Genomic DNA, 23160 nt, shown 5'->3' with positions numbered 1-23160 from the left:
TACCGAGGCATGCATGAGCACACCTGATAGTCCGCAGCAGTCCAAGCCGTTCGATAGCGAACCGTTGTCGTGGGTGATGCTGGAAATTCGCGAAGCGCTGGGCCGCTCGAAAACGGCCTTGTTCGAAGCGGGTGGCCGCGAGCGAGAGGACCGCGCCACGGCACTACAGCATGCACGCTCGCACTTGCACCAGGCGCACGGCGCCCTGGTGATGGTGGACGTTGCCGGTGCCAGCCTGTTGACGGATGGCGCGGAACAAGCACTGGCGCGCTTGCGCGACGGCAGCCTGGAATATACGCTGGACCATGCGCAGATCCTCGCCGGGCTGTATCAGGCCCTGATCGAATACCTGGAAGACCTGGTGGCGGGCACGCCGCAGCAGCCGACGCGTCTGTTTCCCTATTACCGCGATCTGCAAGCCATGCTGGGGGCCGAACGCATACACCCGGCCGACCTATTTTTCCCGCCTTCATCGACGCTGGAAGGACATGCCATCGCCCTCGCGCAGGTGCCCCCGGCGGCCGATTATCCGGCCTGGCGCGGGCGCTTTGAAAAGTCTTTGCTGCCCTTCCTGAAGGCGCCCGATGATGCGGCGCGGCGCCAGCACGCCAGCGACTTGCATGCAACCTTGAGCCTGGTGGCCGACGCGCAGCAGGATGCACCAGCGCGCACCTTCTGGTTCGCCATGCAGGCATTTGCAGGATTGGCGGCCAGTAGCGAGGGCATGGGCACGCTCAACGTCAAACAGTTGTTCGGCCTGATCAACCTGCAATTGCGCCGCCTGGCACAGGGGACGGCCAACTTGCCTGAATCGATGTTGCGCGACGCCCTGTTTTTCATCGCTGCGGCAAACGAGCCGACGCCGGAGGCCCTTCAGTTGCGAGCCGCTTTCGCACTGGAAGGTATGCTGCCGGCCGACGTGGAAGCGCGCCGCTACGGTCAGGTCGACCAGGACGCCTTGCAAGGCGCACGCGCGGCCCTGGCACAGGCACGTGTCAGCTGGAGCCGTCTGGCGCAAGCCGACCTCGATCCCGCCCTGGGCCTGGCATTCGAGCAGTCGCTGCAGCAGGTGGCGGCACAGAGCGATATATTGAGGCAGCCGGCCCTGGCCAGCCTGCTGCGCCAATGCGCGCTCGTGGCGCGGCTAGCCGTGGCCAGTGGGCGCAGTGCTGCCCTGGAAAATGAAATTGGCATGGCGCTGCTGTTTGCCGACACGGGGCTGGCGCAGGTGCGCCGCCTGCCCGACGATTTTGCCGGCAATGCGGAAACCATCGCCGCGCGCCTGCAGGCACTGCTCGCCGGCGAAGCGCCGCCAGCTTGCAGCGCCGGCGAGTTGTCGCGCCAGATTGAACAGGGGCAGAGCGTCGCCGCGCTGGCCGAGCAAATGAAGACGGGCCTGCGTCAGGTAGAAAAGGTGCTCAATGCGTATTATGTGGATGCCTCGCGGGCGGCGGCGGGGGGGCTCGATGGCGTCGCACCCGTGCTGGGACAGTTGCAGCAGCAACTGGCCGGGCTGGGACAGGAAGATGCCTGTGCCGCCGTGCTGCAGGTCGATGCCGCCGTGCAGCAGTTGGCCCGCAACGCTGGCAGTGCGGATATGCATGCCGAGGCGCTCGACGAGATCGCGCAAAATGTCAGTGCGCTGGGCTTTTTTGTCGACATGCTGGGCCGTAACGCGCCCGCTGCCAGCGGGCGCTTCCATTTCGATGCCGCCGCCGGCACCTTCCGCGCCCTGCCATTCGAAAAAGTCGCCGCAGCCGGTGCCGTGCCGGTGCCCTTGCTCGACCAAGCCTTGGCCCCGGTGACATCGGCCAGCCTCGATGGCGCACCGGCAGTAACCGAGCTTGATGCGCAGATGCTCGACATCTTCATCAGCGAAGCGCGCGAAGTGCTGGCCTTTGTCGATGCCACGCTCGCCTTGCCGCGCGAGCAGGTCGCCAGCGGCGAGCACCTGGCCATGTTGCGCCGCTCGTTCCATACCCTCAAAGGCAGCAGCCGCATGATCGGACTGCTGCGCTTTGCTGAAGCGGCTGGCGCCATCGAGCGTGTCATGAATACTTGGCTGGCCGAGGCGCGCCCTGTCAGCGATGATCTGTTTACCCTGCTCAATTACGGCTGGTACCAGCTTAGCGAATGGGTGGCCGAACTGGAAGGTGGCGCAGGGCGCGAACGCGAGCCTGGCATGCTGCTGGCTGCGGCCGAACGCGTGCGCGAAGGTGGTCCGTTCGAGCTGCGCAAGCCACTCCCGGCCGCGCCGGTGCTCGGCAATGGTAATGTGATCGGCTTTGCGTCCGCCACGGCGCCTGCCGTGCACGAGGTGCCTGACGATAACCTCAAGCACGTCGGTGAACTGCGCATCAGTCTACCCTTGTATAACATCTACCTGGCCGAGACGGATGAATTGCTGCGCGTGCTGACGCGCGACTTCGGCGAATGGCGCCATGAGCAGCGCGCCGTCAGCGCGGAGGCGTTGCAAGCCGTGCATACGTTGGCGGGCACGTCGGGTACGCTCGGTTTCCAGTCTTTGCGCGACCTGGCGCACGCGCTGGAAACCGTGATCGAAACGGTGCTGCCGCCGCTGGCCGGCCTGCGCGCCGAGCAGCACGATGTGCTGGAGCAGGCCACGCATCGCATCGCGCAAATGCTGCAGGCGTTTGCGCTGGGCGACCTGGCGCCATCGCAGCCAGACATGATCGAAGCGCTCAACACCCTGTGGCGCGCCCTGACGGCGGCACCCGGCGAGGACAAGGCAGAGCGGCTCGACGCCCTGTTTGCCGCTGCTTACGCCAGCATCGTCGGCACACCGGTGCAGACGGTCGCGCCGTGCGTCGAACCGTCCATCGAGCCGTCCATCGAACCGTATGGCGAGCCGCTCGCCGATGCGTTGGCGCACAGTCCCGTGCCACAGCTCGAGACGCTGTTCCAGGCGGTGTATGCGAGCATCGTCGCCGATGCGCTGCAGCCAGTCGCGCCGGTGCCGACGCAGGCACACGAGCGCGGTAGCAGCGACGACCTGTTCGACGCCGGCTTCGAGCATGCGCCGCCGTTGGAGCAGGCGGTGCCGGAAGCGTTGGCGTCTGCCATCTTACCTGCCGATGCGACCGCGCTGTTGGCGGCCAGCGCCGGTATCAGCGATGAACTTGACCTCGATTTATTGTCCGTTTTTCTCGAGGAAGGCGCCGACTTGTTGCCGCAGATCGGCGAGGCCCTGCGTAGCTGGCAGCAACAGCCGCACGACAGTGGCCAGGCGCAGATGCTGCTGCGCACTCTGCATACCGTCAAGGGCAGTGCGCGCATGGCCGGCGCCATGCGCCTGGGCCAGCATGCCCATGAAATCGAGACGCATATCGAAAACATGCTGCACGCGGGCACTGCCACGCCGCAGGCCTTCGATGAATTGCTGGCCCACTACGACCATGCGCTGCACCTGTTCGAACAGTTGCAGCAGCCCTTGCTGCCCTTGCCAGGTATGGAGGACACGCCGGCGCTCGAACCGAAGGCGGCGCTGGTGCGCGTGCGCGCCGACATCCTTGACCGCCTGGTGAACCAGGCTGGCGAAGTGTCGATTGCGCGCTCGAAGATGGAAAATGAAGTTGGCGTGCTGGGCGCTTCGCTGTCCGAGTTTTCCGACAACCTGGCGCGCTTGCGGCGCCAGCTGCGTGAAGTGGAGATGCAGGCCGAGTCGCAGATCGCCTCGCGCATGGCCGTCGGTAGCGAGCGTGATTTCGATCCACTTGAATTCGACCGTTTTACGCGCTTGCAGGAACTCACGCGCATGATGGCTGAAAGCGTCAATGACGTGGCCTCGTTCCACGAAAACCTCAGTCACAGCGTCGATGCGGTAACGGACGATCTGGTGTTGCAGGCGCGCCTGACGCGAGAATTGCAGCGCGACCTGATGCAGATCCGCATGGTGCCGTTTGCCAGCATTGCCGAACGTCTGTTCCGCGTGGCGCGGCAATGCGCCAAGGAAGTCGACAAGCGCGTCAATCTCGACATCCGGGGCGGTGGCGTGGAAATCGACCGCAGTGTGCTCGAACGCATGGCGGCGCCCTTCGAGCACCTGCTACGCAACGCCATCGTGCATGGCGTCGAGCCGCGCGCGGCGCGCCTGGCTGCCGGCAAGAGCGAGACGGGCGAGCTGCTGGTGCAGGTCAGCCAGCAGGGCAATGAAGTGGCGATCGCCTTTTCCGACGATGGCGCGGGGCTGGACCTTGAGCGTATCCGCGCCAAGGCGCATGGCGCCGGCCTGCTGGCGACGGACGCGCCTTTGACCGACGCGCAGGCGACCGAGCTGATTTTTACGCCGCGTTTTTCCACCGCAGACAGCCTGACCGAGCTGGCCGGACGCGGTTTTGGCATGGATATCGTGCGCTCCGAAGCGCTGGCTCTGGGCGGGCGCGTGGAAACGTTGACGCAGGCCGGCCTGGGCATGCGTTTTACCATTCACTTGCCGCTAACCCTGGCCGTGACGCAAGTAGTGCTGCTGGCGGCAAACGGCAAGACGTATGCCTTGCCATCGGTGCTGGTGGAGCAGGTGCTGCATCTGAAAGGCGAGCAGCTGGAGCAGGTGCAGGCGGCCGGCTGCATCACCTCGCACGGGCAGTCGCTGGCGCTGCACCACTTGTCGTCCATGCTGGGCGCGCCGCCGGCGGCGCCGGCCATGCAGGCCATGCAGCGCTATGCGCCCGTGCTCTTGCTCAGGAATGGCAATGACAGGCTGGCGCTGCAGGTCGATGAGGTGCTCGGTAACCGCGAGGTCGTGGTCAAGCATGTGGGACCGCAGCTGGCGCGCATGCCGGGCATCGCCGGCGCCACGGTGCTCGGTACGGGCGATATCGTGCTGATACTCAATCCGGTGGCGCTGGCGCAGCACCTGGAACATCATCCGGAACTGCTGTCGCAATATGCGCTGGCCAGTAGCGAGCAGGACGCCGCTTCCAGCGCACTGGCCATGCCTGCCGTGCGCGTGATGGTGGTCGACGATTCGCTGACGGTGCGCCGCGTGATGCAGCGCCTGTTCGAGCGCGAAGGCTACCAGGTACTGCTGGCCAAGGATGGCGTCGAGGCGCTCGAGCAGCTGCATGCACTGGAGCCGGCTGCCTTGCCTGCGCTACTGCTGGTTGACGTGGAGATGCCGCGCATGGACGGTTTTGACTTGACGCGCAATGTGCGCAGCGATGACAAGACACGCGCCATCCCCGTCATCATGATCACTTCGCGCAGCGCCGACAAGCACCGCGCGCACGCCTTTGAACTGGGCGTCGATGCGTATTTCGGCAAGCCGTTCCAGGAAACGGAATTGCTGGCCGAAGTAGGGCGCTTACTGGGCGGTGAGGTGGCGTAATCGACGCCAACGCCAACTATGTTGTCGGATTACGCGCGGCCTTGCCCCGCTAATCCGACCTACGCTCTTGCACGACGGCGTAAACCGGCGCCACCACCGGCCGGATTACGCGACCACCTTCACCACCGCATAGCGCGCCAACGTTTCCTTGCGCGCCTCATCATGTTGCACCAGCGGCTCCGGATAGTCGCGTCCCAGCACGATGTTTTTTTGCTCGAGCAGCATGCGCGGCACCAGCCAGGGGGCGTGGATTTCCTTGTCTCCCAGCGCCTTCAGTTGTGGCAAGTAGCGGCGGATGAAGCGCCCGTTCGCATCGAATTTTTCCGATTGCGTGACCGGGTTGAAGATGCGGAAGTAGGGCTGCGAGTCGCATCCCGACGAGGAGGCCCATTGCCAGCCGCCGTTGTTCGAGGCCAGGTCGAAATCATTCAGATGCAGTGCGAAATATGCTTCGCCACGACGCCAGTCTATGCCCAGATCCTTGATCAGGAAGCAGGCCGTGACCATGCGCAGGCGGTTGTGCATATAGCCTGTCTGGTTTAGCTGCGCCATGGCCGCATCCACCAGCGGATAGCCGGTGCGCCCCTCGCACCAGGCCGCAAACGCGGCATCGGCCTCAAGCCCCGTTTCCCAGGCGATAGCGTCGTAGGCCGGTTTGAAGGCAGCGCCCGCCACATGCGGGTTCTGGTACAAGATCATGGCGTAGAAATCGCGCCAGATCAGTTCGGCCAGCCACACGGGCGCGCCATCGCCGCCGCTGTCCCGGTCCATCAAGTCGACCACGCTGCGCACCAGGTAGCGCAGCGATACAGTGCCGAAGCGCAGATGCATGGACAGGTAGGACGGCCCCTTCAGGGCAGGAAAATCGCGCGCCACGTCATAGCGGGCCAAGCGCGCCAGGAAATCCTCGAACAGTTCGCTGGCGCCCGACATGCCCGTCGGTATCGCCAGTTCGGCCAGGTTACTCGCTTCGAAACCCAGCTCGCCCAGGCTGGGCAGGGGTGCCGGCGTGCCGTCGCGCGGCGGTGCCAGGCTGGCCGCGTGCGGCGCGATATCGAGCGGCGCCAGGCAGCCCGGTTCGGCGCGCATTTTCTTCAGCCAGGCATTCTTGTACGGCGTATAGACCGTGTACGGCTTGGCCGACAGCGTCAGCACCTCGTCCTTTTCAAAGATCACCTGGTCCTTGAAACTGCACCACAGGCGCGCCTCTTGCGTGAGCGCGGCGGCTACCCGGGCGTCGCGGGCGATCGCTTGCGGTTCGTAGTCGTGGTTGGCAAACACGGCGTCGGCGTTCAACTCGGCGGCCAGGCGCGGGATGGCCTCGGCGGCGTCCGCATGCAGCACGATCAGGTCGCCGCCGAGCTGGCGCAGCTCGGCGGCCAGCTCGGCCAGGCTGGCATGGAGGAAATCGACGCGCCGGTCTCGGCGCGGCAGCGCTGCCAGGATGGCAGTGTCGTATACGAAGACACAGTGCACGGTCTGGCTCTGGCGCAGGGCGTGATGCAATGCAGCATGGTCAAAGGCGCGCAGATCGCGCCGGAACCACACCAGGGTAGTCTTGATTGTCATTATTTTGCGTGTTCAGAGTCAAAGATAGGCCATTTTTTGCCGCCATCAGGGCTTTATGCTCGCTCGCGTCGTGCCTTTGGCATCGCTGCGGTGGCAATTCAGTGTAAACTAGCGCGTGTGTTCACGGTGTTTTAAGTGCGCCAGCGATGCTGCAATCAATTTTACAATGCGCATGGCGATACGTCCTCAAGCACGGTGGCGTTGACCCTCAAGCACGGTAATACTTAATATTGCGCAAGTTGCAAGGCGCGCATGGCGCAGCCGCGAGGCCAAGCAAATTGATGACGAATTAATCATTAATTTATAGCAAAATCACAACATAACAACAATAGCGCCTGGCATCACGGTGCGCGCCGCCCAGCCTGTGCTGCAGCTGGCGCCAGGCGTACGATAGCGGGGTAAGCAAGACTTCCCAGCAAGCCCACAGAGAGAGCATCGCGTATGAAAAAGAGTAAAATTGAGCAGACTCTACCAGGTCATCGTTTGATGCAGGGTGTGGGTGAGACGGCCGCGACTGCTTCCTCCACCTTGAATCTGGCCAATCATTTCCTGATTGCGATGCCGGCCATGCAAGATCCGATCTTCGGCGGCACGGTCGTGTACGTTTGTGAACATAATGAGAACGGCGTGCTGGGCGTCGTCATCAATAAACCCACCGATATGACCATGGAAGTGCTGTTCGACCGCATCGATCTGACATTGGCGGCCGGCAGCGATACGCCCAGTATCAAGGAACCGATCATGTTCGGCGGCCCCGTGCAGGACGACCGCGGCTTTGTGCTCCATACGCCGGGCGCGCATTATTCCTCATCGCTGACGGTGACCGATGAAATCGCGTTTACCACCTCGATGGACGTGCTCGAAGCCGTCGCCAAGGGCGATGGTCCGCAGCGCATGCTGGTGTCGATCGGTTATTCGGGCTGGAGCCCGGGCCAGCTGGAAGAGGAGATCGGCCGCAATGGCTGGCTGACGGTGGGTGCCTCGGCCGACATCCTGTTCGACTACCCGATTGAACAGCGTTACGTGGCGGCCATCAAATTGCTGGGTATCGATCCGCTCATGTTGGCGAGCGAGGCTGGACACGCATGAGGTGGATGCCCTACACCTATGTTGACCTTTATTATGGAAAAATGCTGTGACGAGTGAGCCCATCGACACCATCCTCGCCTTCGATTTCGGCTTGAAACGTATCGGCGTGGCCATCGGCAATAGCATGATTTGCCAGGCCAAGCCGCTCAGCGTGATCACGGCCACGGCCAATGAGCCAAAGTTTGCCGCCATCGATAGCCTGATCAAGGAATGGGGCGCGAGCCGCATCGTGGTGGGCTTGCCCAGCCATCCCGATGGCACGGAACACGACATGAGCGCGCGTTGCCGTCGTTTCGCCAACCAGGTACACGGCCGCTTCAGCCTGCCGGTAGAACTGGTCGATGAGCGTTATTCCTCGGCCGTCATCGCCGCCAAGCGCGGCGAAGTCATCGACGACCGCGCCGCCGCCATTATCCTGCAACAGTATTTTGACGCGAATTATTAATCTGACCTTAGCCCCCATCCCTGAATGACTAAGAACTCTATGCCGCATCCTACGAATCCTTCCCAACTCGACGCCGAGGCCCTGTACGCGGTCTTGCTGCAGCAGGTGCAAAGCGGCCTGGCGGGCATCCCCAACGTGGCCATCGTCGGCATCCATTCCGGCGGCGCCTGGCTGGCCGAACGCCTGGCGCGCGACCTGAACCTGCTCGATCGCCTGGGCGTGCTCGACGTGTCGTTCTACCGCGACGACTTCGCCCAGAAAGGCCTGCATGCCGACGTGAAGCCGACGCAAATCAGTTTCGACGTGGCCGGCGCCACCATCTTGCTGGTCGACGACGTGCTGTACACGGGCCGCACCACGCGCGCTGCCATCAATGAATTGTTCGACTATGGCCGTCCGGCCAAGATCATGCTGGCCGCCCTGGTCGACCGCGGCGAGCGTCAACTGCCGGTGGCCGCTGATTTCGTGGCCGCCTTCACTGCCGTGCCGGCGGGTCAGGCCCTGGTCCTGAAGCAAGCCGACGCAGGAAAATTCACGCTCACCATAGATACCCACCATGCTTAATCCGCAACTGAATAAACACGGCGAATTGCAACATCTGCTGACGATTGAAGGCTTGCCGAAGTCTATCGTCAACCACATCCTCGATACCGCTTCGTCCTTCGTCGGCATTTCCGACCGCGATGTGAAAAAGGTGCCGCTGATGCGCGGCAAAAGTGTTTTCAATCTGTTCTTTGAAAACTCCACGCGCACCCGCACCACCTTCGAGATCGCCTCGAAGCGCCTGTCGGCAGACGTCATCAACCTGAACATCCAGGCTTCGTCGGCCAGCAAGGGCGAGTCCTTGCTCGATACCATCGACAACCTGTCGGCCATGCATGCGGACATGTTCGTCGTGCGCCACGCACAGTCGGGCGCGCCCTACCTGATCGCCAAGCACCTGGTCGACACCAAGCAGCCGCACGTCCACGTCGTCAACGCGGGCGACGGACGCCACGCGCACCCGACCCAGGGCTTGCTCGACATGTACACGATCCGCCACTACAAGAAGGACTTCACCAACCTGACGGTAGCCATTGTGGGCGACATCCTGCATAGCCGCGTGGCCCGTTCCGATATCCACGCGCTGACCACGCTGGGCGTGCCCGAAGTGCGCGCCATCGGCCCGCACACCCTGTTGCCGGGCGGCCTGGAGCAGATGGGCGTGCGCACCTTCACCAATATGGATGAAGGCTTGAAGGGCGTCGACGTGATCATCATGCTGCGCCTGCAAAATGAACGCATGAGCGGCGCGCTGCTGCCGTCGGCGCAGGAATATTTCAAGAGCTATGGCTTGACGCCCGAGCGCCTGGCGCTGGCGAAACCGGACGCCATCGTCATGCATCCGGGCCCGATGAACCGTGGTGTGGAGATCGATTCGGCCGTGGCCGATGGCCCACAGGCGGTGATCTTGCCGCAAGTGACGTTCGGTATCGCCGTGCGCATGGCGGTGATGAGTATTTTGGCTGGTAATCAGGGCTGATAGCCCAAGGACGAGTAAGCGAGCATGACGACACTACATATCAAGAACGGCCACCTGATCGACCCTGCCAACGGCATCGATGGCTTGCAAGACCTGTTTATCGCCGACGGCAAAGTGCTGGCCGTGGGCAGCGCCCCGGCCGGTTTCAAGGCTGACACCACCTTTGATGCGGCCGGCCTGGTGGTGTCCCCTGGCTTGGTCGACCTGTCCGCGCGCCTGCGCGAACCGGGCTACGAATACAAGGCGACGCTGGAATCGGAATTGCAGGCGGCCCTGCAGGGCGGCGTGACGAGCCTGGTGTGCCCGCCGGACACCGACCCGGTGTTAGATGAGCCTGGCCTGGTGGAGATGCTGAAATACCGCGCCAAGACGCAGAACAAGGCGCACGTGCACCCGCTGGGCGCACTGACCATGGGCTTGAAGGGCAAGTCGCTGACGGAAATGGCGGAATTGACGGAAGCCGGTTGCATCGGCTTCGCGCAGGCGGAAGAGCCTATCGAAGACACCACCGTGTTGTTGCGCGCCATGCAGTATGCGAACACCTTCGGCTACACAGTCTGGCTGCGCCCGCAAGATCCGCACATTGGCCGTGGCGGCATCGCCCATAGCGGTCCGCTGGCGTCGCGCCTGGGTCTGTCCGGCGTGCCCGTGATGTCGGAAACCATCGCCCTGCACACGATCTTCGAATTGATGCGCGCCAGCCGCGCGCGCGTACACCTGTGCCGCATTTCGTCGGCAGCGGGCCTGGAATTGATCCGCGCTGCCAAGGCAGAAGGCTTGCCCGTCACCTGCGACGTGGGCGTGCATCATGTCCACCTGACGGACGCCGACATCGGCTTTTTCGATTCGAACGCGCGCGTCACGCCGCCGTTCCGCAGCCAGCGCGACCGCGATGCGATCCGTGCCGGCCTGTTGGACGGCACGGTGGACGCCATGTGCTCGGACCACACGCCGGTCGACGACGATGAAAAACTGCTGCCCTTCGGCGAAGCTTCGCCGGGCGCCACGGGCCTGGAACTGCTGCTGTCGCTGGCCCTGAAATGGGCCGACGACTATGCGCTGGAGCAGCCGCAAGGCGGTGCCCGTGCGCTGGCGCGCGCTGTGGCCAAGGTCACGTCGGACGCGGCCCGTGTTGCCGGCATCCCGGCTGGCAGCCTGGCTGTGGGCGAGGCGGCTGACATTTGCGTCTTCGATCCTGCCGCGCGCTGGACCGTGTCGTCGGCCTCGCTGGCAAGCCAGGGCAAGCACACGCCTTTCCTCGGCTATGAGCTGAGCGGCGTCGTCAAGGCGACCATCGTGGCTGGACAGGTAGCCTTTCAGCGTTAATTTTTTTGTTTGAACCCAAGGCCAAGAGCTGGGGGTCGGACCCTGAGGGTCCGACCCCGGTTTTTGTTGTTGGGGCTGCTTCCAACCTTGGTGTGATTTGAAACTTCTGCTTACCTATCGCCTCGCGCGCATCGCCATTCACCTCAGCTGCGGCATGGCCAAGAGTGCCGTGCTCTTTCCCTGGTTGGACCTGGAAGGACGCAACCGGCGCATCCGCAGCTGGTCGACGCAGCTGCTCGACATTTGCGGCGTGCACGTGGTGCAGCCGGCCGACAGTGTGCCGGCCCTGGCGCATGCGATGGTGGTGGCGAACCATGTCTCGTGGCTCGACATCTTCGTCATCAATGCCGTTCATCCCTGCCGTTTCGTGGCCAAGGCGGAAATCCGTGCCTGGCCGATTCTTGGCTGGTTGGCGGGGCGCGCCGGCACCATCTTCATTTCGCGCGGCAGCAAGCGTGATTTGCGCCTGATCTTTCAGGGTCTGGTAGATAAATTGACGGCCGGCGAGCGCATTGCCTTCTTCCCCGAGGGCACCACTGCTGCGCAAGGACAGATACTGCCGTTTCACGCCAACCTGTTCGAGGCGGCCATCGATGCGCAAGTGCCGGTGCAGCCGTTCGCGCTGGTGTATGTGGATGCACAGGGGCAGTTGCATCACGCCGTCGATTTTATTGGTGAGATGAGCTTTGCGCAAAGCATGGTGGCGATCCTCAGCGGTCCGCCCATCACGGCGCGCCTGACCTGTTTGGCGCCAGTGGCGACGCTGGACGCGCACCGCCGCGAACTGGCGGCGGCAACGCAGGCGGCGGTGGCCGCTGTGCTGCCGCTGGACAAAACCGCTTAGTTCTTCACATGCAGCCAGCGCGCGTGGGCGGCGCGGGCCAGGTAGTCGAGGATAAAACCGAGTATGCCGATCAGCACGATGGCGGCCATCAGTTCCGAATACGCGAGGCGGTCGCGCGTATCTAGGATGAAGTAGCCGAGACCGGCAGACACGCCCAGCATTTCCGCCGGTACCAGCACGATCCAGATGATGCCGATGGCCAGGCGCACGCCCGTCAAAATATCCGCCGTGATGCCCGGCAAAATCATCTTGAAGACGATTTCACTGCGCGTCGCAGACAGGCTGCGCGCCAGCAGCAGCCAGTTCGGATCGAGGCGCGCCACGCCGGCCGCCGTATTGAGCAGAATCGGCCAGACGGCGGCAAACGCCAGCAGGAAGTACACGGGGGCGTCGCCCACGCCGAGCACCATCACGGCAATCGGCATCCACGACAGTGGCGAAATCATGCGCAGCAGCTGGAACAGCGGCATGGCCGCGCCGGAAAAGCTTTTCGACATGGCCACCAGCACGCCCAGCGGCACGCCGATGATGATGGCCAGCCCCAGGCCCACGGCCACCCTTTGCAGGCTCAGTACCACGTGCAGCCAGATATCTGCGCCGCCCAGCATTTCCCGCAGCGCCAGCGCCGTGGGCAGCGGCGCAAAGGCGGTCGCGATCGGCGTGGATTTCTCCAGCGTCGTCACGCCCCAGGACCATAACAGCAAAGCACAGGCCAGGCCCACCAGGGGCAGGCCGAATTTCGTGAACAACTTGCTTGCCATCGTCAGACCGCCACCGTTTCGCTGCGCAGCAGGTTGGCCGGCAAGCCGAAGGCAGCCGGGCCGCCCACGGCGGTAATGGCCTTGCGCACGAAACGGTCATCGACCAAGTCGCGCGCGGCGAACTTCGGATCGAGGTTGGCCAGGAAGCGCGTATCGCCTTCGACCTTGGTGCGGCCGATGGCGCGCACCAGTTCTTCCGTGTACGAGGCGAATGGATACGGCTGGAAGTCGATGCGCCGCTGCTGCCAGTTCTTGTGTACGATCAGGCCCTGTTTTTCGTAGCTGGCGTAATCGGTGGTGGCCAGCACCTTGGTCAGTACCTGCAGCGGATGCGGCGTGTAGCGGTGTTCGCCCACGTTCGACAGCAGCTTCGCCGTGTCGACCTGGTTCGAGCGTGTCCACAGCTGCGCCTTGACGATGGCGTTGGTTACCTTCTGCGCCCATTCGGGACGCGTATTGATGTCGCGCTCCGACAGGAATGTGACGCAGCACGCATGGTTTTTCCACACATCGCCCGAAAAGCGCAGGATCTTGCCGATGCCGGCGTTTTCCGCTGCCGCATTGAATGGCTCGGCCACGATGTAGCCGGCGATGGACTTGCTGGCCAGGGCGGAGACCATTTCAGCCGGCGCCAGCACGATCAGGTTGACTTCATTCGATTTGATCGCTGCGTTGCGCGCGCGCGTGACCGGGGTCAGGCCATGCGCGGACAGGATTTGCTGCAGCAAGATGTTGTGGATCGAGTACCAGAACGGAATGGCGACGGTGCGTCCGCCCAGTTCGGACACTTGGTTGATCTCGTTGGCCACCGTCAGCGCGGAGCCGTTGACGTGGTTCCACGCGACGACCTTGGCCGGGAACTTGGCGCCATAGCGTACCCACAGGGTGGCGGGCGACAGCAAATGGATGACGTTGACCTGGCCAGCGACGAAGGCTTCGATGATTTGCGCCCAGCTGCGGAACAGGCGCGGTGTTTCCGCCTGCAAGCCTTCTGCCTCGAACATTTTTCGGGCGTGGGCGACAAGCAGCGGGGTGGCGTCGGTGATCGGCAGGTAGCCGATTTTCACGGGCTGGTCGTCGCCTTTCGGACCTTGCTGGGCCATGGCGTCGCCGGCGAACAGCAGGGGCGAAGCGATACTGGCCGTGGCCAGGGCCGACATGCGCAGGAAGTCGCGCCGCGTCAGGCCGCAATCGCAATCGGAGGAAGCGCAGATGTGCAGTGGTTTGTTATCGTCGGGGAGGGACATGATGGGTTCCAATAAGGTGCTAGGGTACTAAGGGGCCGGGGTGCCTCAATGGGCAGCGTGGGCCTGATCTTGCAGTTGCAGTGCCTGCAGCGCGGCGAGGATATCCATTTTCAGGGCGATCACTTCGGCGCTGTGGCCGATGCGCGGCTGGGCGATGGCGACCGGCCATTCGCGCACGATGTTGCCGGGCTTGCCGCCCATCAGCAAGATGCGGTCGGCCACCAGGATCGCTTCATCGATATCGTGCGTGACCAGCAGCACGGCCGTATGCCAGCGGTGCACCACGTCGACCAGCAGCGACTGCATTTCGGCGCGGGTGATGGCGTCGAGCGCGGAAAACGGCTCATCGGCGAACAGCAGTTCCGGTTCGCGCGCCAGTGCGCGGGCCAGCGCCACGCGCTGAGCCATGCCGCCCGAGAGCGCGGACGGATACAGCTTTTCGCGGCCCTTCAGGCCCACCGCCTCGATGGCTTGCGCCACGCGCGCCTGGTGCGCTGCGCGCGTCAGTTGCGGCTGGTGCTTGAAGTCCAGGCCAAAGCCGGCGTTAGCCGTGACATTTAGCCAGGGCAAGAGGCTCGCCTGCTGGAACACCAGGGCACTGCGCGGGTCTGGTTCGTGCATGGGTGCGTCGAGGAATTGAATGGCGCCCGTCGATGGCGGCTGCAAGCCGGCCAGCACGCGCAGCAGGCTCGATTTGCCGCAGCCGCTGCCACCCAGCAGACAGACGATTTCACGCTTGCGCACGCCCAGCGAGACATGCTGGAACACGGGGGCCGTGCCCGGATAGGCGTAGCTCAGATCCTGCGCCTGTAAGGCCCAATCAGCAACGATCATGCCGATGCTCCCGCCTTGGCCGCCTGCTGGCTGTCGAATTGCTGCAAGGCCGCTTGCAATTGCGTCAGGCTGGGGGTGACGATGGGGATGAATGACGACTCGCGCCAGCGGCGCGCAAAGCCCTGTTGTTGCGCGTTCAGGTAAGCGCGCCCGCCCATCGCCTGCAGTTCCAGCATCAAGGCTTGCTGCAGCAATTCAGCGAGCTGTATGCGCAGGCGGAACATGGCTGGCGCCTGCGTCTTGAAGCGGCCATCGTGCACGCCGGCCAGCAGGGTAGTGACAGTCGCCTCCAGCGTCGCTTGCAGCGTTTCGATGCGCGGCGTGAGCGCGTTGCGCGAGCCGGCCGAGATCTGCGCCGCCTGCGCCAGGCTGGCACGAGCCAGGCCGATCGACAGGCCGCACTGCATGCCGAGGAACGATGGGCGCACTTGCGGCAGCCAGGCCGGCGCATTGTCGCTGATGATATCAGCGGCGGGGATGTGCACCTGCGTCAGCTTGACCGAGGCGGTATTGCTGCCACGCAGGGCGACCAAGTCCAGGTCGTCGCTGCGCTGGACGCCTGGCGTGCTGCTGTCAAAGGCGACGATGGCCGGTGGTGCGCCGTCGTTGGGTGCCACGGCGGCCGCCGCTACAAAGCCCGCCTTGCGCAAATTCGTCACCCAGGCCAGGCTGCCGTCGACCAGCAAGCCGTCATTGTGGCGCACGCCGGTGATTTGCAGCTGCTCGATGCCGGACAAGAATTTCATGGCGTTCGACAGGCCGCTGGCACCAGCCTGCTTGCCCGCCAGCAGGCTGGGCAAGCGCCGCTCGGCCAGCGCGCAGTTCTGGCTTTGCAGCAGGAATTCGATGAAGCAGCGCTGGCCCCAGAAAACAAAAGCCGCCGTTACCGATTGCGCGGCCACGCTGGCGATGGCATTGATGGCGTCGCGCACGTCGCCGCCCGCGCCACCGTATGCCTGCGGCACACCGATGGTCAGTAACTGCTCGCCGGCCAGCGCCGGCAGGACGTTTTCAGCCAGTGTCGATGATTGGTCAAGCTGGTCGGCATGCGTGTGCAGCCATTCAGTGAGCTTGCCCATGTCAGACGGCGCCAGGCAGGTAGGGCGTCAATTGCGGATTGACCGGCGTGCCGGCCAGGCTGTTGGAAAAATTGCACAGCGTGGCCAGGCTGATGCCCAGCACGACTTCCAGCGCCTGCTGTTCGTTATAGCCGGCTGCCAGGAAGGCTTGATACTCGCTGTCGGCGACGGCGCCGCGCGTGGCGATGACGGCGCTGGCGAAGGCGGCAACGGCGTCGAGCTTGGCGTCGCCGGTCGGCTGGCCATGCTGCAGTGCGCGCACGATGTCGGGCGTCTGGCCGGCCTTTTTCAGCGAAATGGCGCTATGGCCGGCGATGCAAAAATCGCAGCCATGGATGCGCGCGGCGGTGATTTGCACCACTTCGCGTTCCATCAGGCTGAGGCTGGTGCGCGCATTGATGCCCGCGACAGTCAGATAGGTTTCCAATGCCACTGGCGCATTGGCCAGTACGCCAATCAGGTTGGGCAGGTAGCCGTTGTTGGCGATGGCCTTCTCCACGAAGGGGCGGCTATCGGCCGGGGCGGTATCGAGAGTGTGCAGCGTCAGACGGGACATGGGGGACCTTGCTAAGTTGGTAATTCACCTCGCCATTATATCGGCCATGCCGTGCACGCAACAGACGCCAGCGTCGTCCTTTTGTGCTCGTTCGTCTTTGATTGCCTCACCGTTGATGTCAGGATGAATTTCAGCTGAACCTTAGCTGAACCTCAGCTGAACCTCAGCTGAACCTCAGCTGGCCAGTTGGCGCTGGCGCTGGTCGCGGCGATAGGCGCCCGGTTGTTCGCCCGTGACCCGTTTGAAGGCACGCGTAAAGGCGGCGTGCGAGCGATAGCCGACCAGTTCGGCCGTGCGTTCGACGGAGACGCCATCGTGCAGGCGCCGCGCGGCGATCTTCATGCGCAGCAGGAGCAGGAACTGGGCCGGCGAGTGGCCGCTGGCGCTGGCGAAATGTTTGCAGAAGCTGGCGCGCGACATGCAGGCGGCCTTGGCCATGTTCTCGATCGACCAGTCATCGGCAGGGGCGTCGAGCATGCGTTCGAGCAGCGGCGAAAACGCAGGCTGGTGTAGCAGCGACAGCAGGCCGGCCGCCATCTGCTCACCTTGTGCCACATGGCGTATCAGATAAAAAAATAGCAGTTCGACCAGGCGTGCGATGAGCGGCGACGGTTGTTCCGGGTCGCCGCCAGCCTCTGCCAGGATCAGGTCGAACAGCGCGGCGGCAGCGGCGAATGCGGGCGCGTCGCCGCGTATCAGCAGATACGGTGGAAAGGAGTCGACGATCAGCGCGGAAAGAGCGCCGCGAAATTGGAAGAAGCCGCAGGCCAGCGCCGTCGCCGGCTGGTCGGTGACGGCCTGCAGCGGCAGCATAGCGTGCGCGTTCAGCGCGTTCAGCGCCTGCAACGGATCGCTGTGAGGGCTGAGGAAGTGCGGCAAGTCGCGTAGCAGGAAGACGCCATCACGAGGGCCGAGCGCAATCGGCGCAGCGCCATCGAGATGCAAATAGCAGTGGCCATCGAGCACCAGGTGAAAGCTGCCCAGTTCCCGGCCCGCCGTGGAAGCGCGCCAGCGGCCGCAGTACTGGCCCACATGCAGCACGGCGGTGTCGAGATCGAGGCTGCCGAGCAGCCAGCGCGCCAGTCTGTCGGTATCAGGATGCATGGGATGGCACGGGCAAAAGCTGCATCATAAAAGTTGCATCATACGGGCCACGCGCGGCAAGGCAAACGACCGATTCCGATTAAGCATATGCGCGCAATACAGCTTACTGCTTGCCACTGTGCTGCCGGAAGGCGGGGCAGTCGACTTGCAGCAGCGAGCGGTCTTCCAGGCACACGGCGGACAGTTTCCCACCCCAGACGCAGCCGCTATCGAGGCCGATCAGGTGCGCCCGCAACTGCAGTCCCAGCGCCGACCAGTGGCCGAAGACGACGGTGTCGCCGGCGCTTTGCCGGCCCGGCACGTCGAACCAGGGCAGCAGGCCAGAGCCCTCTGGCGCGCTGCCACCCTCTTTCATCTTGAAGTCCATCACGCCGTCTGGCGTGCAAAAGCGTAGCCGCGTCATGGCGTTGACGATGCAGCGCAGCCGGTCAGCGCCCTGCAGGTCGTCGCGCCAGGCAGCCGGTTCATTGCCGTACATGGTGCGCAGGAAGGCCACCCAGTCGTCGCTGCGCAGCATGGCCGATACTTCTTCACTCAGGCACAGGGCTTGGGCCGCGCTCCATTGCGGCAGCAAGCCCGCATGCACAAGCACATGGCCCTGCTGCTGCAAGGCGAGTGGACGTTGGCGCAGCCAGCCGAGCAATTGCTCGCGGTCGGGCGCGTCGAGGATCTCGGATAGCGTATCGGAGGCATGCTCGGGCCGGATGCCGTTGGCCACGGCCAGCAAGTGCAAGTCATGGTTGCCCAGGACGCTGTCGGCCAGACCCTGCTGCGCCAGTGCGTGCACGTGGCGCAGGGTAGCCAGCGAGTCCGGGCCGCGATTGATCAAGTCGCCCGCGAACAGGAGTCGGTATGGACCATCTGCCGCTGCCTCGATCCGTTCGATTAGTTCGACGGTTTGTGCATGGCAGCCTTGCAGATCGCCGATAAAGTAAGTTTTCATAGGTGCCGAGTTGAAGTGAGCGACGCGCCTGCATTATAAGCATGCTTGCACTTTGGCGTGCTATGCATTCCCGGCAGAGTCCCGCTTGCGCGAACGATCGGTCGCAGGGGAAAGGCCGGGTGCGAGTTTTTCGTATTGGTATTTACTGTGGCCTAAACGTTTCACCGCTTTTTGTTGAACTGAACGTCAAGGATATACGCGATGGATCTGTCGACCATGACGATGCTGGCATTGCGCAAGCTGGAAAATAATGTGAAGCAGGAATTGATCAGCCGCGAGCGTGAAGATTTGAACAAGGCGCGCGTACAGATTATGGCTATCGCGCAGCAAGCGGGCATTGCGCTGAAACAGCTGATGCTCGACGGTTTGCAACCGCGCACGGGCAAAGTCGCGGTACGTTACCGCAATGCTGACAATGCGACTGAACAATGGACAGGCCGTGGCCGCCAGCCGCGGTGGGTCAAAAAGTGGGTGGAATCGGACAAGTCCATCGATCTGCTGCGCGTATAATTCGGTATACTCTTGGCACAGTGGCAAGCTGCTAGTGATGCGCTTCCCTTGCCATGCCTCCCATCGATACCTTTACTCATAGCGTCCACACCATGCTTCCATTGTCTGAAACGATCTTCAAGGCCTACGATATTCGCGGCATCATCGCTAAAACTCTTGATGCCAGCGTGGCCTACAAGATTGGTCAGGCATTTGGCCAGGCCGCCCTGGCCAAGGGCGAGCAGCGGGTCGTGATCGGTCGTGATGGTCGCCTGTCGGGGCCTGAACTGACGGCGGCGCTGGCGCAGGGTTTGCAGGCTGCGGGCATCGACGTGATCGACTTGGGCGTGGTCGCCACGCCGATGGTCTACTTCGGCACGAACGTGCTCGACACGCGCTCCGGCATCATGGTCACGGGTAGCCACAATCCACCCGATTACAACGGTTTCAAGATGGTGCTGGCCGGCGAAGCGATCCACGGTGTAGCGATCCAGGCGCTGTATCACAGCATTGTCGCCCACGACGGTAGCGCCAGTGAAACGCCGGGCAGCTATGCCACGCACGATATCGGCGCCGCCTACCTCGAGCGCATCCTGGGTGACGTCAAGCTGGCGCGCCCGATCAAGATCGCTGTCGATTGCGGCAATGGCGTGGCCGGCGCATTTGCGGGCGACTTGTTCCGTGGCATGGGCTGCGAGGTCATCGAATTGTTTTGCGACGTCGATGGCAATTTCCCGAACCACCATCCGGATCCCGCGCATCCGGAAAATCTGCAAGACCTGATCCGCTGCCTGGCCGAGACAGATGCGGAAATCGGCATCGCCTTCGATGGCGATGGCGATCGCCTGGGCGTGGTCACCAAGGATGGCCAGATCATTTACCCTGACCGCCAGATGATGCTGTTTGCCGCCGACGTGCTGACCCGCCATCCGGGTGCGCAGATATTGTATGACGTCAAATGCACGCGCCACCTGGCACCATGGATCAGCAAGCATGGCGGCGTGCCGCTGATGTACAAGACGGGGCATTCGCTGGTGAAGGCCAAGCTGCGCGAGACGGGTGCGCCACTGGGCGGCGAAATGAGCGGCCATATCTTCTTCAAGGACCGCTGGTACGGTTTCGACGACGGCCTGTATTCGGCTGCGCGCCTGCTGGAAATTCTCACGCGCGAAGCGCATCCTTCGGCCCTGCTCAATTCCCTGCCGCAGTCCGACAGCACGCCGGAACTGCACCTGGAATTGCAGGAAGGCGAGAACGTCGCGCTGATGGACATGCTGCGCCGCGACGCAGTCTTCCCTGGCAATGAACAGATTATCACCATCGACGGCTTGCGCGTGGAGTATGCGGACGGCTTTGGCCTGGCCCGTTCATCGAACACCACGCCGGTGATCGTGATGCGCTTCGAAGCGGAAACGCCGGAAGCCTTGGCGCGCATCCAGGGACAGTTCAAGAGCGTGATCCTGGGCGCCAAGCCTGACGCTATTTTGCCGTTCTGACAGCATGGCCGGTCAATCTGGCGCACAGGCGCCCTTGAAAATTCTGCTGGTGCGGGTATCTTCGCTGGGCGACGTGCTGCATAACTTGCCGATGGTGGCAGACATCGCGCGTCAGTATCCGGATGCAAGTATCGACTGGGTGGTCGAGGAAGGCTACACCAGTCTGGTGCGCCTGAACCCGCGCGTGAATACCATTTTTCCGTTCGCGCTGCGGCGCTGGCGCAAGAGCCTGGGCAAGAAGGAGACGCGCGCGGAAATCGCCGCTTTTTTCCGTAGCCTGCGCCAGACGCGCTACGATTATGTGTTCGATACCCAGGGCTTGCTCAAGACGGGCATCATCATGGGCGCTGCACGCCTGGCGCCTGGCGGGCACAAGGTCGGCCTGGCGAATGGCAGCGAAGGTTCAGGTTACGAAGGCATTTCGCGCCTGTTCCATACGAAAAGCATTGCGCTGGACCCGCGTACGCATGCGGTAACGCGCGGCCGCCTGGTGGCCGCCGCCGCACTCGGCTACTCGGCCGACACGCCTGCCGATTTTGGCTTGCCGAAAGTGTCGGGCAGCGAGCCACGTCCGGATTGGATGGGCGCTGCGCCGTATGCCGTATATTTTCACGGCACTGCGCGCGACGCCAAGAAATGGGCGCCGGAAAACTGGATCGCCCTCGGCCAGGCGCTGGCGCCGATGCCAATTTTGCTGCCCTGGGGTTCGCCCAAGGAAAAAGCGGAAGCAGAAGTGCTGGCGGCCGGCCTGCCGAATGCGCGCGTGCTGCCCAAGCTGTCGATGGGCGAGGCAACCCTGCTGGCGCGCCAGGCGGCGCTGGTGATCGGCGTCGATACGGGGCTCACGCATATCGCCGCCGCCTTTGTGCGTCCGACGGTGGAAATCTACGCCGATTCACCGCGCTGGAAAACAGAAGGTAACTGGTCGCCGAACATCATCAACCTGGGCGACACGGGGGCGCCACCGGGCGTGCCGCAAGTGCTGGCCGCAGTGCAGCACCTGCTGGCCGAGCATCCACCCGCCTGACTTTAATATTGAACAATCATGCGACATTTTTATACCCTCGCCTGGTGGCTGGCATTGCCCCTGGTGCTGGCGCGGCTGTGGCTGCGCGGACGCCGGGAACCCGGCTACCGCCAGCACTGGGGCGAGCGCCTTGGTTTATATGGCCGCCTGCCCAAATGCCGGATGCCGACGCTCTGGCTGCACGCCGTCTCCGTCGGCGAGACGCGCGCGGCCGAACCGTTGATCGATGCCTTGCTGGCCGCATGGCCCGATTGCCGTATCGTCCTCACGCACATGACGCCCACCGGGCGTGCCACGGGAAAGTCCCTGTTCGCAAAACACGGCGTGCGCCTGGTGCAAAGCTATCTGCCCTACGACACGGGCGCCATGCCGGCCAGTTTCATCCGCCATTTCGCGCCGCGCATCTGCATCCTGATGGAGACGGAAGTGTGGCCTAACCTGATCCACCAATGCAATCGCTACAAAGTACCGGTGGTGCTGGCCAATGCGCGATTTTCGCAGCGCTCGCTGGGCAAGGCGCAGCGCCTGGGTAAGCTTATCGCCGATGCGGCGCGCGGCATCACCCTGGTGGCGGCGCAGACGCATGATGACGCCGAGCGCGTGCGCCAGTTGGGCGTGCAGGGCGTGGTGGTCACGGGCAGTATCAAGTTCGACGTCGTCGTGCCCGAGACTGCTCTGGCGACGGGCGCTGCGCTGCGCGCAGCGATCGGCCAGCGTCCCGTGCTGCTGTGTGCCAGTACGCGTGAAGGTGAAGAGCCATTGATTCTCGATGCCTTTGCCCGCGCCAGCTTGCCTGCGAATGCGCTGCTGCTGATCGTGCCGCGTCATCCGCAGCGCTTCGACGAGGTGGAAAAAATGATCGCCGCGCACGGTCTGGCCGTGCAGCGCAGGTCCGGCCTGGCGCAGGACGATTTTGTGGCGGCGGACACGCAGGTGCTGCTGGGCGACTCGATGGGCGAGATGTTTGCGTATTACGCGGCCTGCGATTGCGCCTTTGTCGGCGGCAGCTTGCTGCCACTGGGTGGGCAAAACCTGATCGAGCCGGCGGCCCTGGGCAAGCCCGTGCTGATCGGCCCGCACACCTTCAACTTTGCGCTGGTCACCGAACAGGCGATTGCCGCCGGCGGCGCCGCGCGAGTGGTCGATGCGGACGCGCTGATGGCGCAGGCGTCAGTCCTGCTGCAAAACCCCGCGCAGCTGGCATCGATGGGACAAAAGGCGCTGGCGTTTGCCAGCCAGCACCGTGGCGCTACGCCGCGGACCATCGCGGCTATTCAACCGTTGCTGCGGTGACGGCAGTGCGGCCAACAATGTTGTCGGATTACGCGCGTAGCGCTAATCCGACCTACCTCCGTCATGGCAGTTGTAGATACTGTTATCCCCGTCAAGCGGCGTGCAAGGTCGGATCAAATATTTTTCCTGACCTGAGCACGCCGAATGCCACGTGCACCAGCTTGCGCATCATGGCGCCGATGATCAGCT

General features: G+C 63.5%; 19 protein-coding genes. 11 read left to right on the top strand and 8 right to left on the bottom strand.

Annotation, left to right across the window (positions count from 1 at the left end):
• Positions 1-13: 13 nt before the first annotated feature.
• Complete coding sequence (locus ACQ4V8_RS06190) at positions 14-5347, top strand: hybrid sensor histidine kinase/response regulator (protein WP_436571089.1); 5334 nt, start codon at positions 14-16, stop codon at positions 5345-5347.
• A 105-nt stretch (positions 5348-5452) separates the two neighbouring features.
• Here the strand turns inward: ACQ4V8_RS06190 and ACQ4V8_RS06185 are convergent, their stop codons facing one another.
• A complete protein-coding gene (locus tag ACQ4V8_RS06185) occupies positions 5453-6916 on the bottom strand; it encodes a cryptochrome/photolyase family protein (RefSeq protein ID WP_436571088.1) in 1464 nt (487 codons plus the stop codon).
• A 486-nt stretch (positions 6917-7402) separates the two neighbouring features.
• Here ACQ4V8_RS06185 and ACQ4V8_RS06180 point away from each other — a divergent pair, with 486 nt between their 5' ends.
• The 6 genes from ACQ4V8_RS06180 (at position 7403) to ACQ4V8_RS06155 (ending at position 12142) form a co-directional block, all read left to right on the top strand.
• Positions 7403-8005 (top strand): YqgE/AlgH family protein, encoded by a 603-nt coding sequence (locus ACQ4V8_RS06180; protein WP_010401298.1) that lies wholly within the window; start codon positions 7403-7405, stop codon positions 8003-8005.
• A gap of 61 nt (positions 8006-8066) precedes the next feature.
• Positions 8067-8450, top strand: coding sequence for a Holliday junction resolvase RuvX (gene ruvX / locus ACQ4V8_RS06175; RefSeq protein ID WP_029496664.1), 384 nt, complete (start codon positions 8067-8069; stop codon positions 8448-8450).
• A 39-nt stretch (positions 8451-8489) separates the two neighbouring features.
• Positions 8490-9014: a bifunctional pyr operon transcriptional regulator/uracil phosphoribosyltransferase PyrR gene (gene pyrR / locus ACQ4V8_RS06170; protein ID WP_070346230.1), complete on the top strand. Its 525-nt coding sequence runs from the start codon at positions 8490-8492 to the stop codon at positions 9012-9014.
• Positions 9007-9972: an aspartate carbamoyltransferase catalytic subunit gene (locus ACQ4V8_RS06165; protein WP_010401291.1), complete on the top strand. Its 966-nt coding sequence runs from the start codon at positions 9007-9009 to the stop codon at positions 9970-9972. Before pyrR ends, ACQ4V8_RS06165 begins: the two co-directional genes overlap by 8 nt.
• A gap of 24 nt (positions 9973-9996) precedes the next feature.
• Complete coding sequence (locus ACQ4V8_RS06160) at positions 9997-11298, top strand: dihydroorotase (RefSeq protein WP_070346232.1); 1302 nt, start codon at positions 9997-9999, stop codon at positions 11296-11298.
• Between the two features lie 97 nt (positions 11299-11395).
• Positions 11396-12142, top strand: coding sequence for a lysophospholipid acyltransferase family protein (locus tag ACQ4V8_RS06155; RefSeq protein ID WP_010401287.1), 747 nt, complete (start codon positions 11396-11398; stop codon positions 12140-12142).
• Here the strand turns inward: ACQ4V8_RS06155 and ACQ4V8_RS06150 are convergent.
• The 7 genes from ACQ4V8_RS06150 to ACQ4V8_RS06120 form a co-directional block, all read right to left on the bottom strand.
• Positions 12139-12903 (bottom strand): ABC transporter permease, encoded by a 765-nt coding sequence (locus ACQ4V8_RS06150; RefSeq protein WP_010401286.1) that lies wholly within the window; start codon positions 12901-12903, stop codon positions 12139-12141. The genes ACQ4V8_RS06155 and ACQ4V8_RS06150 overlap by 4 nt on opposite strands.
• 2 nt (positions 12904-12905) lie before the next feature.
• Positions 12906-14150: an ABC transporter substrate-binding protein gene (locus tag ACQ4V8_RS06145; RefSeq protein WP_010401285.1), complete on the bottom strand. Its 1245-nt coding sequence runs from the start codon at positions 14148-14150 to the stop codon at positions 12906-12908.
• A 45-nt stretch (positions 14151-14195) separates the two neighbouring features.
• On the bottom strand, positions 14196-14984 hold the full coding sequence (locus ACQ4V8_RS06140) for an ABC transporter ATP-binding protein (protein WP_010401284.1): 789 nt from the start codon (positions 14982-14984) through the stop codon (positions 14196-14198).
• The gene (locus ACQ4V8_RS06135) at positions 14981-16063 is read right to left on the bottom strand and encodes an acyl-CoA dehydrogenase family protein (protein WP_436571087.1); all 1083 of its coding nucleotides are present in this window, start codon (positions 16061-16063) and stop codon (positions 14981-14983) included. Before ACQ4V8_RS06135 ends, ACQ4V8_RS06140 begins: the two co-directional genes overlap by 4 nt.
• Before the next feature lies 1 nt (position 16064).
• Positions 16065-16619 carry a carboxymuconolactone decarboxylase family protein gene (locus tag ACQ4V8_RS06130; RefSeq protein ID WP_436571086.1) on the bottom strand — a complete coding sequence of 185 codons (555 nt, stop codon included), beginning with the start codon at positions 16617-16619 and terminating at the stop codon, positions 16065-16067.
• 174 nt (positions 16620-16793) lie between these two features.
• Positions 16794-17723 (bottom strand): AraC family transcriptional regulator, encoded by a 930-nt coding sequence (locus ACQ4V8_RS06125; RefSeq protein WP_010401281.1) that lies wholly within the window; start codon positions 17721-17723, stop codon positions 16794-16796.
• Between the two features lie 103 nt (positions 17724-17826).
• Positions 17827-18666, bottom strand: a complete 840-nt coding sequence (locus tag ACQ4V8_RS06120; RefSeq protein ID WP_436571085.1) for a symmetrical bis(5'-nucleosyl)-tetraphosphatase — start codon at positions 18664-18666, stop codon at positions 17827-17829.
• A 201-nt stretch (positions 18667-18867) separates the two neighbouring features.
• Between ACQ4V8_RS06120 and ACQ4V8_RS06115 the strand changes: the two genes are divergently transcribed.
• The 4 genes from ACQ4V8_RS06115 to waaA all read left to right on the top strand — a co-directional run bounded on the left by ACQ4V8_RS06115 (position 18868) and on the right by waaA (position 22971).
• Positions 18868-19176 (top strand): H-NS histone family protein, encoded by a 309-nt coding sequence (locus tag ACQ4V8_RS06115; RefSeq protein ID WP_070346237.1) that lies wholly within the window; start codon positions 18868-18870, stop codon positions 19174-19176.
• Positions 19177-19268: 92 nt separating this feature from the next.
• Positions 19269-20651: a phosphomannomutase/phosphoglucomutase gene (locus tag ACQ4V8_RS06110; RefSeq protein WP_070346238.1), complete on the top strand. Its 1383-nt coding sequence runs from the start codon at positions 19269-19271 to the stop codon at positions 20649-20651.
• A gap of 4 nt (positions 20652-20655) precedes the next feature.
• Positions 20656-21678 carry a lipopolysaccharide heptosyltransferase I gene (waaC, locus tag ACQ4V8_RS06105; protein ID WP_436571084.1) on the top strand — a complete coding sequence of 341 codons (1023 nt, stop codon included), beginning with the start codon at positions 20656-20658 and terminating at the stop codon, positions 21676-21678.
• Positions 21679-21696: 18 nt separating this feature from the next.
• Positions 21697-22971 carry a lipid IV(A) 3-deoxy-D-manno-octulosonic acid transferase gene (gene waaA, locus ACQ4V8_RS06100; RefSeq protein WP_436571083.1) on the top strand — a complete coding sequence of 425 codons (1275 nt, stop codon included), beginning with the start codon at positions 21697-21699 and terminating at the stop codon, positions 22969-22971.
• Positions 22972-23160 lie beyond the last annotated feature (189 nt).

It is taken from the genome of Janthinobacterium paucivorans (assembly GCF_051380805.1).
GTDB lineage: Bacteria > Pseudomonadota > Gammaproteobacteria > Burkholderiales > Burkholderiaceae_D > Janthinobacterium > Janthinobacterium lividum_D.
The sequence above is the reverse complement of the archived record's forward strand: the minus strand, read 5'-3'. Positions and strand labels throughout refer to the sequence as shown.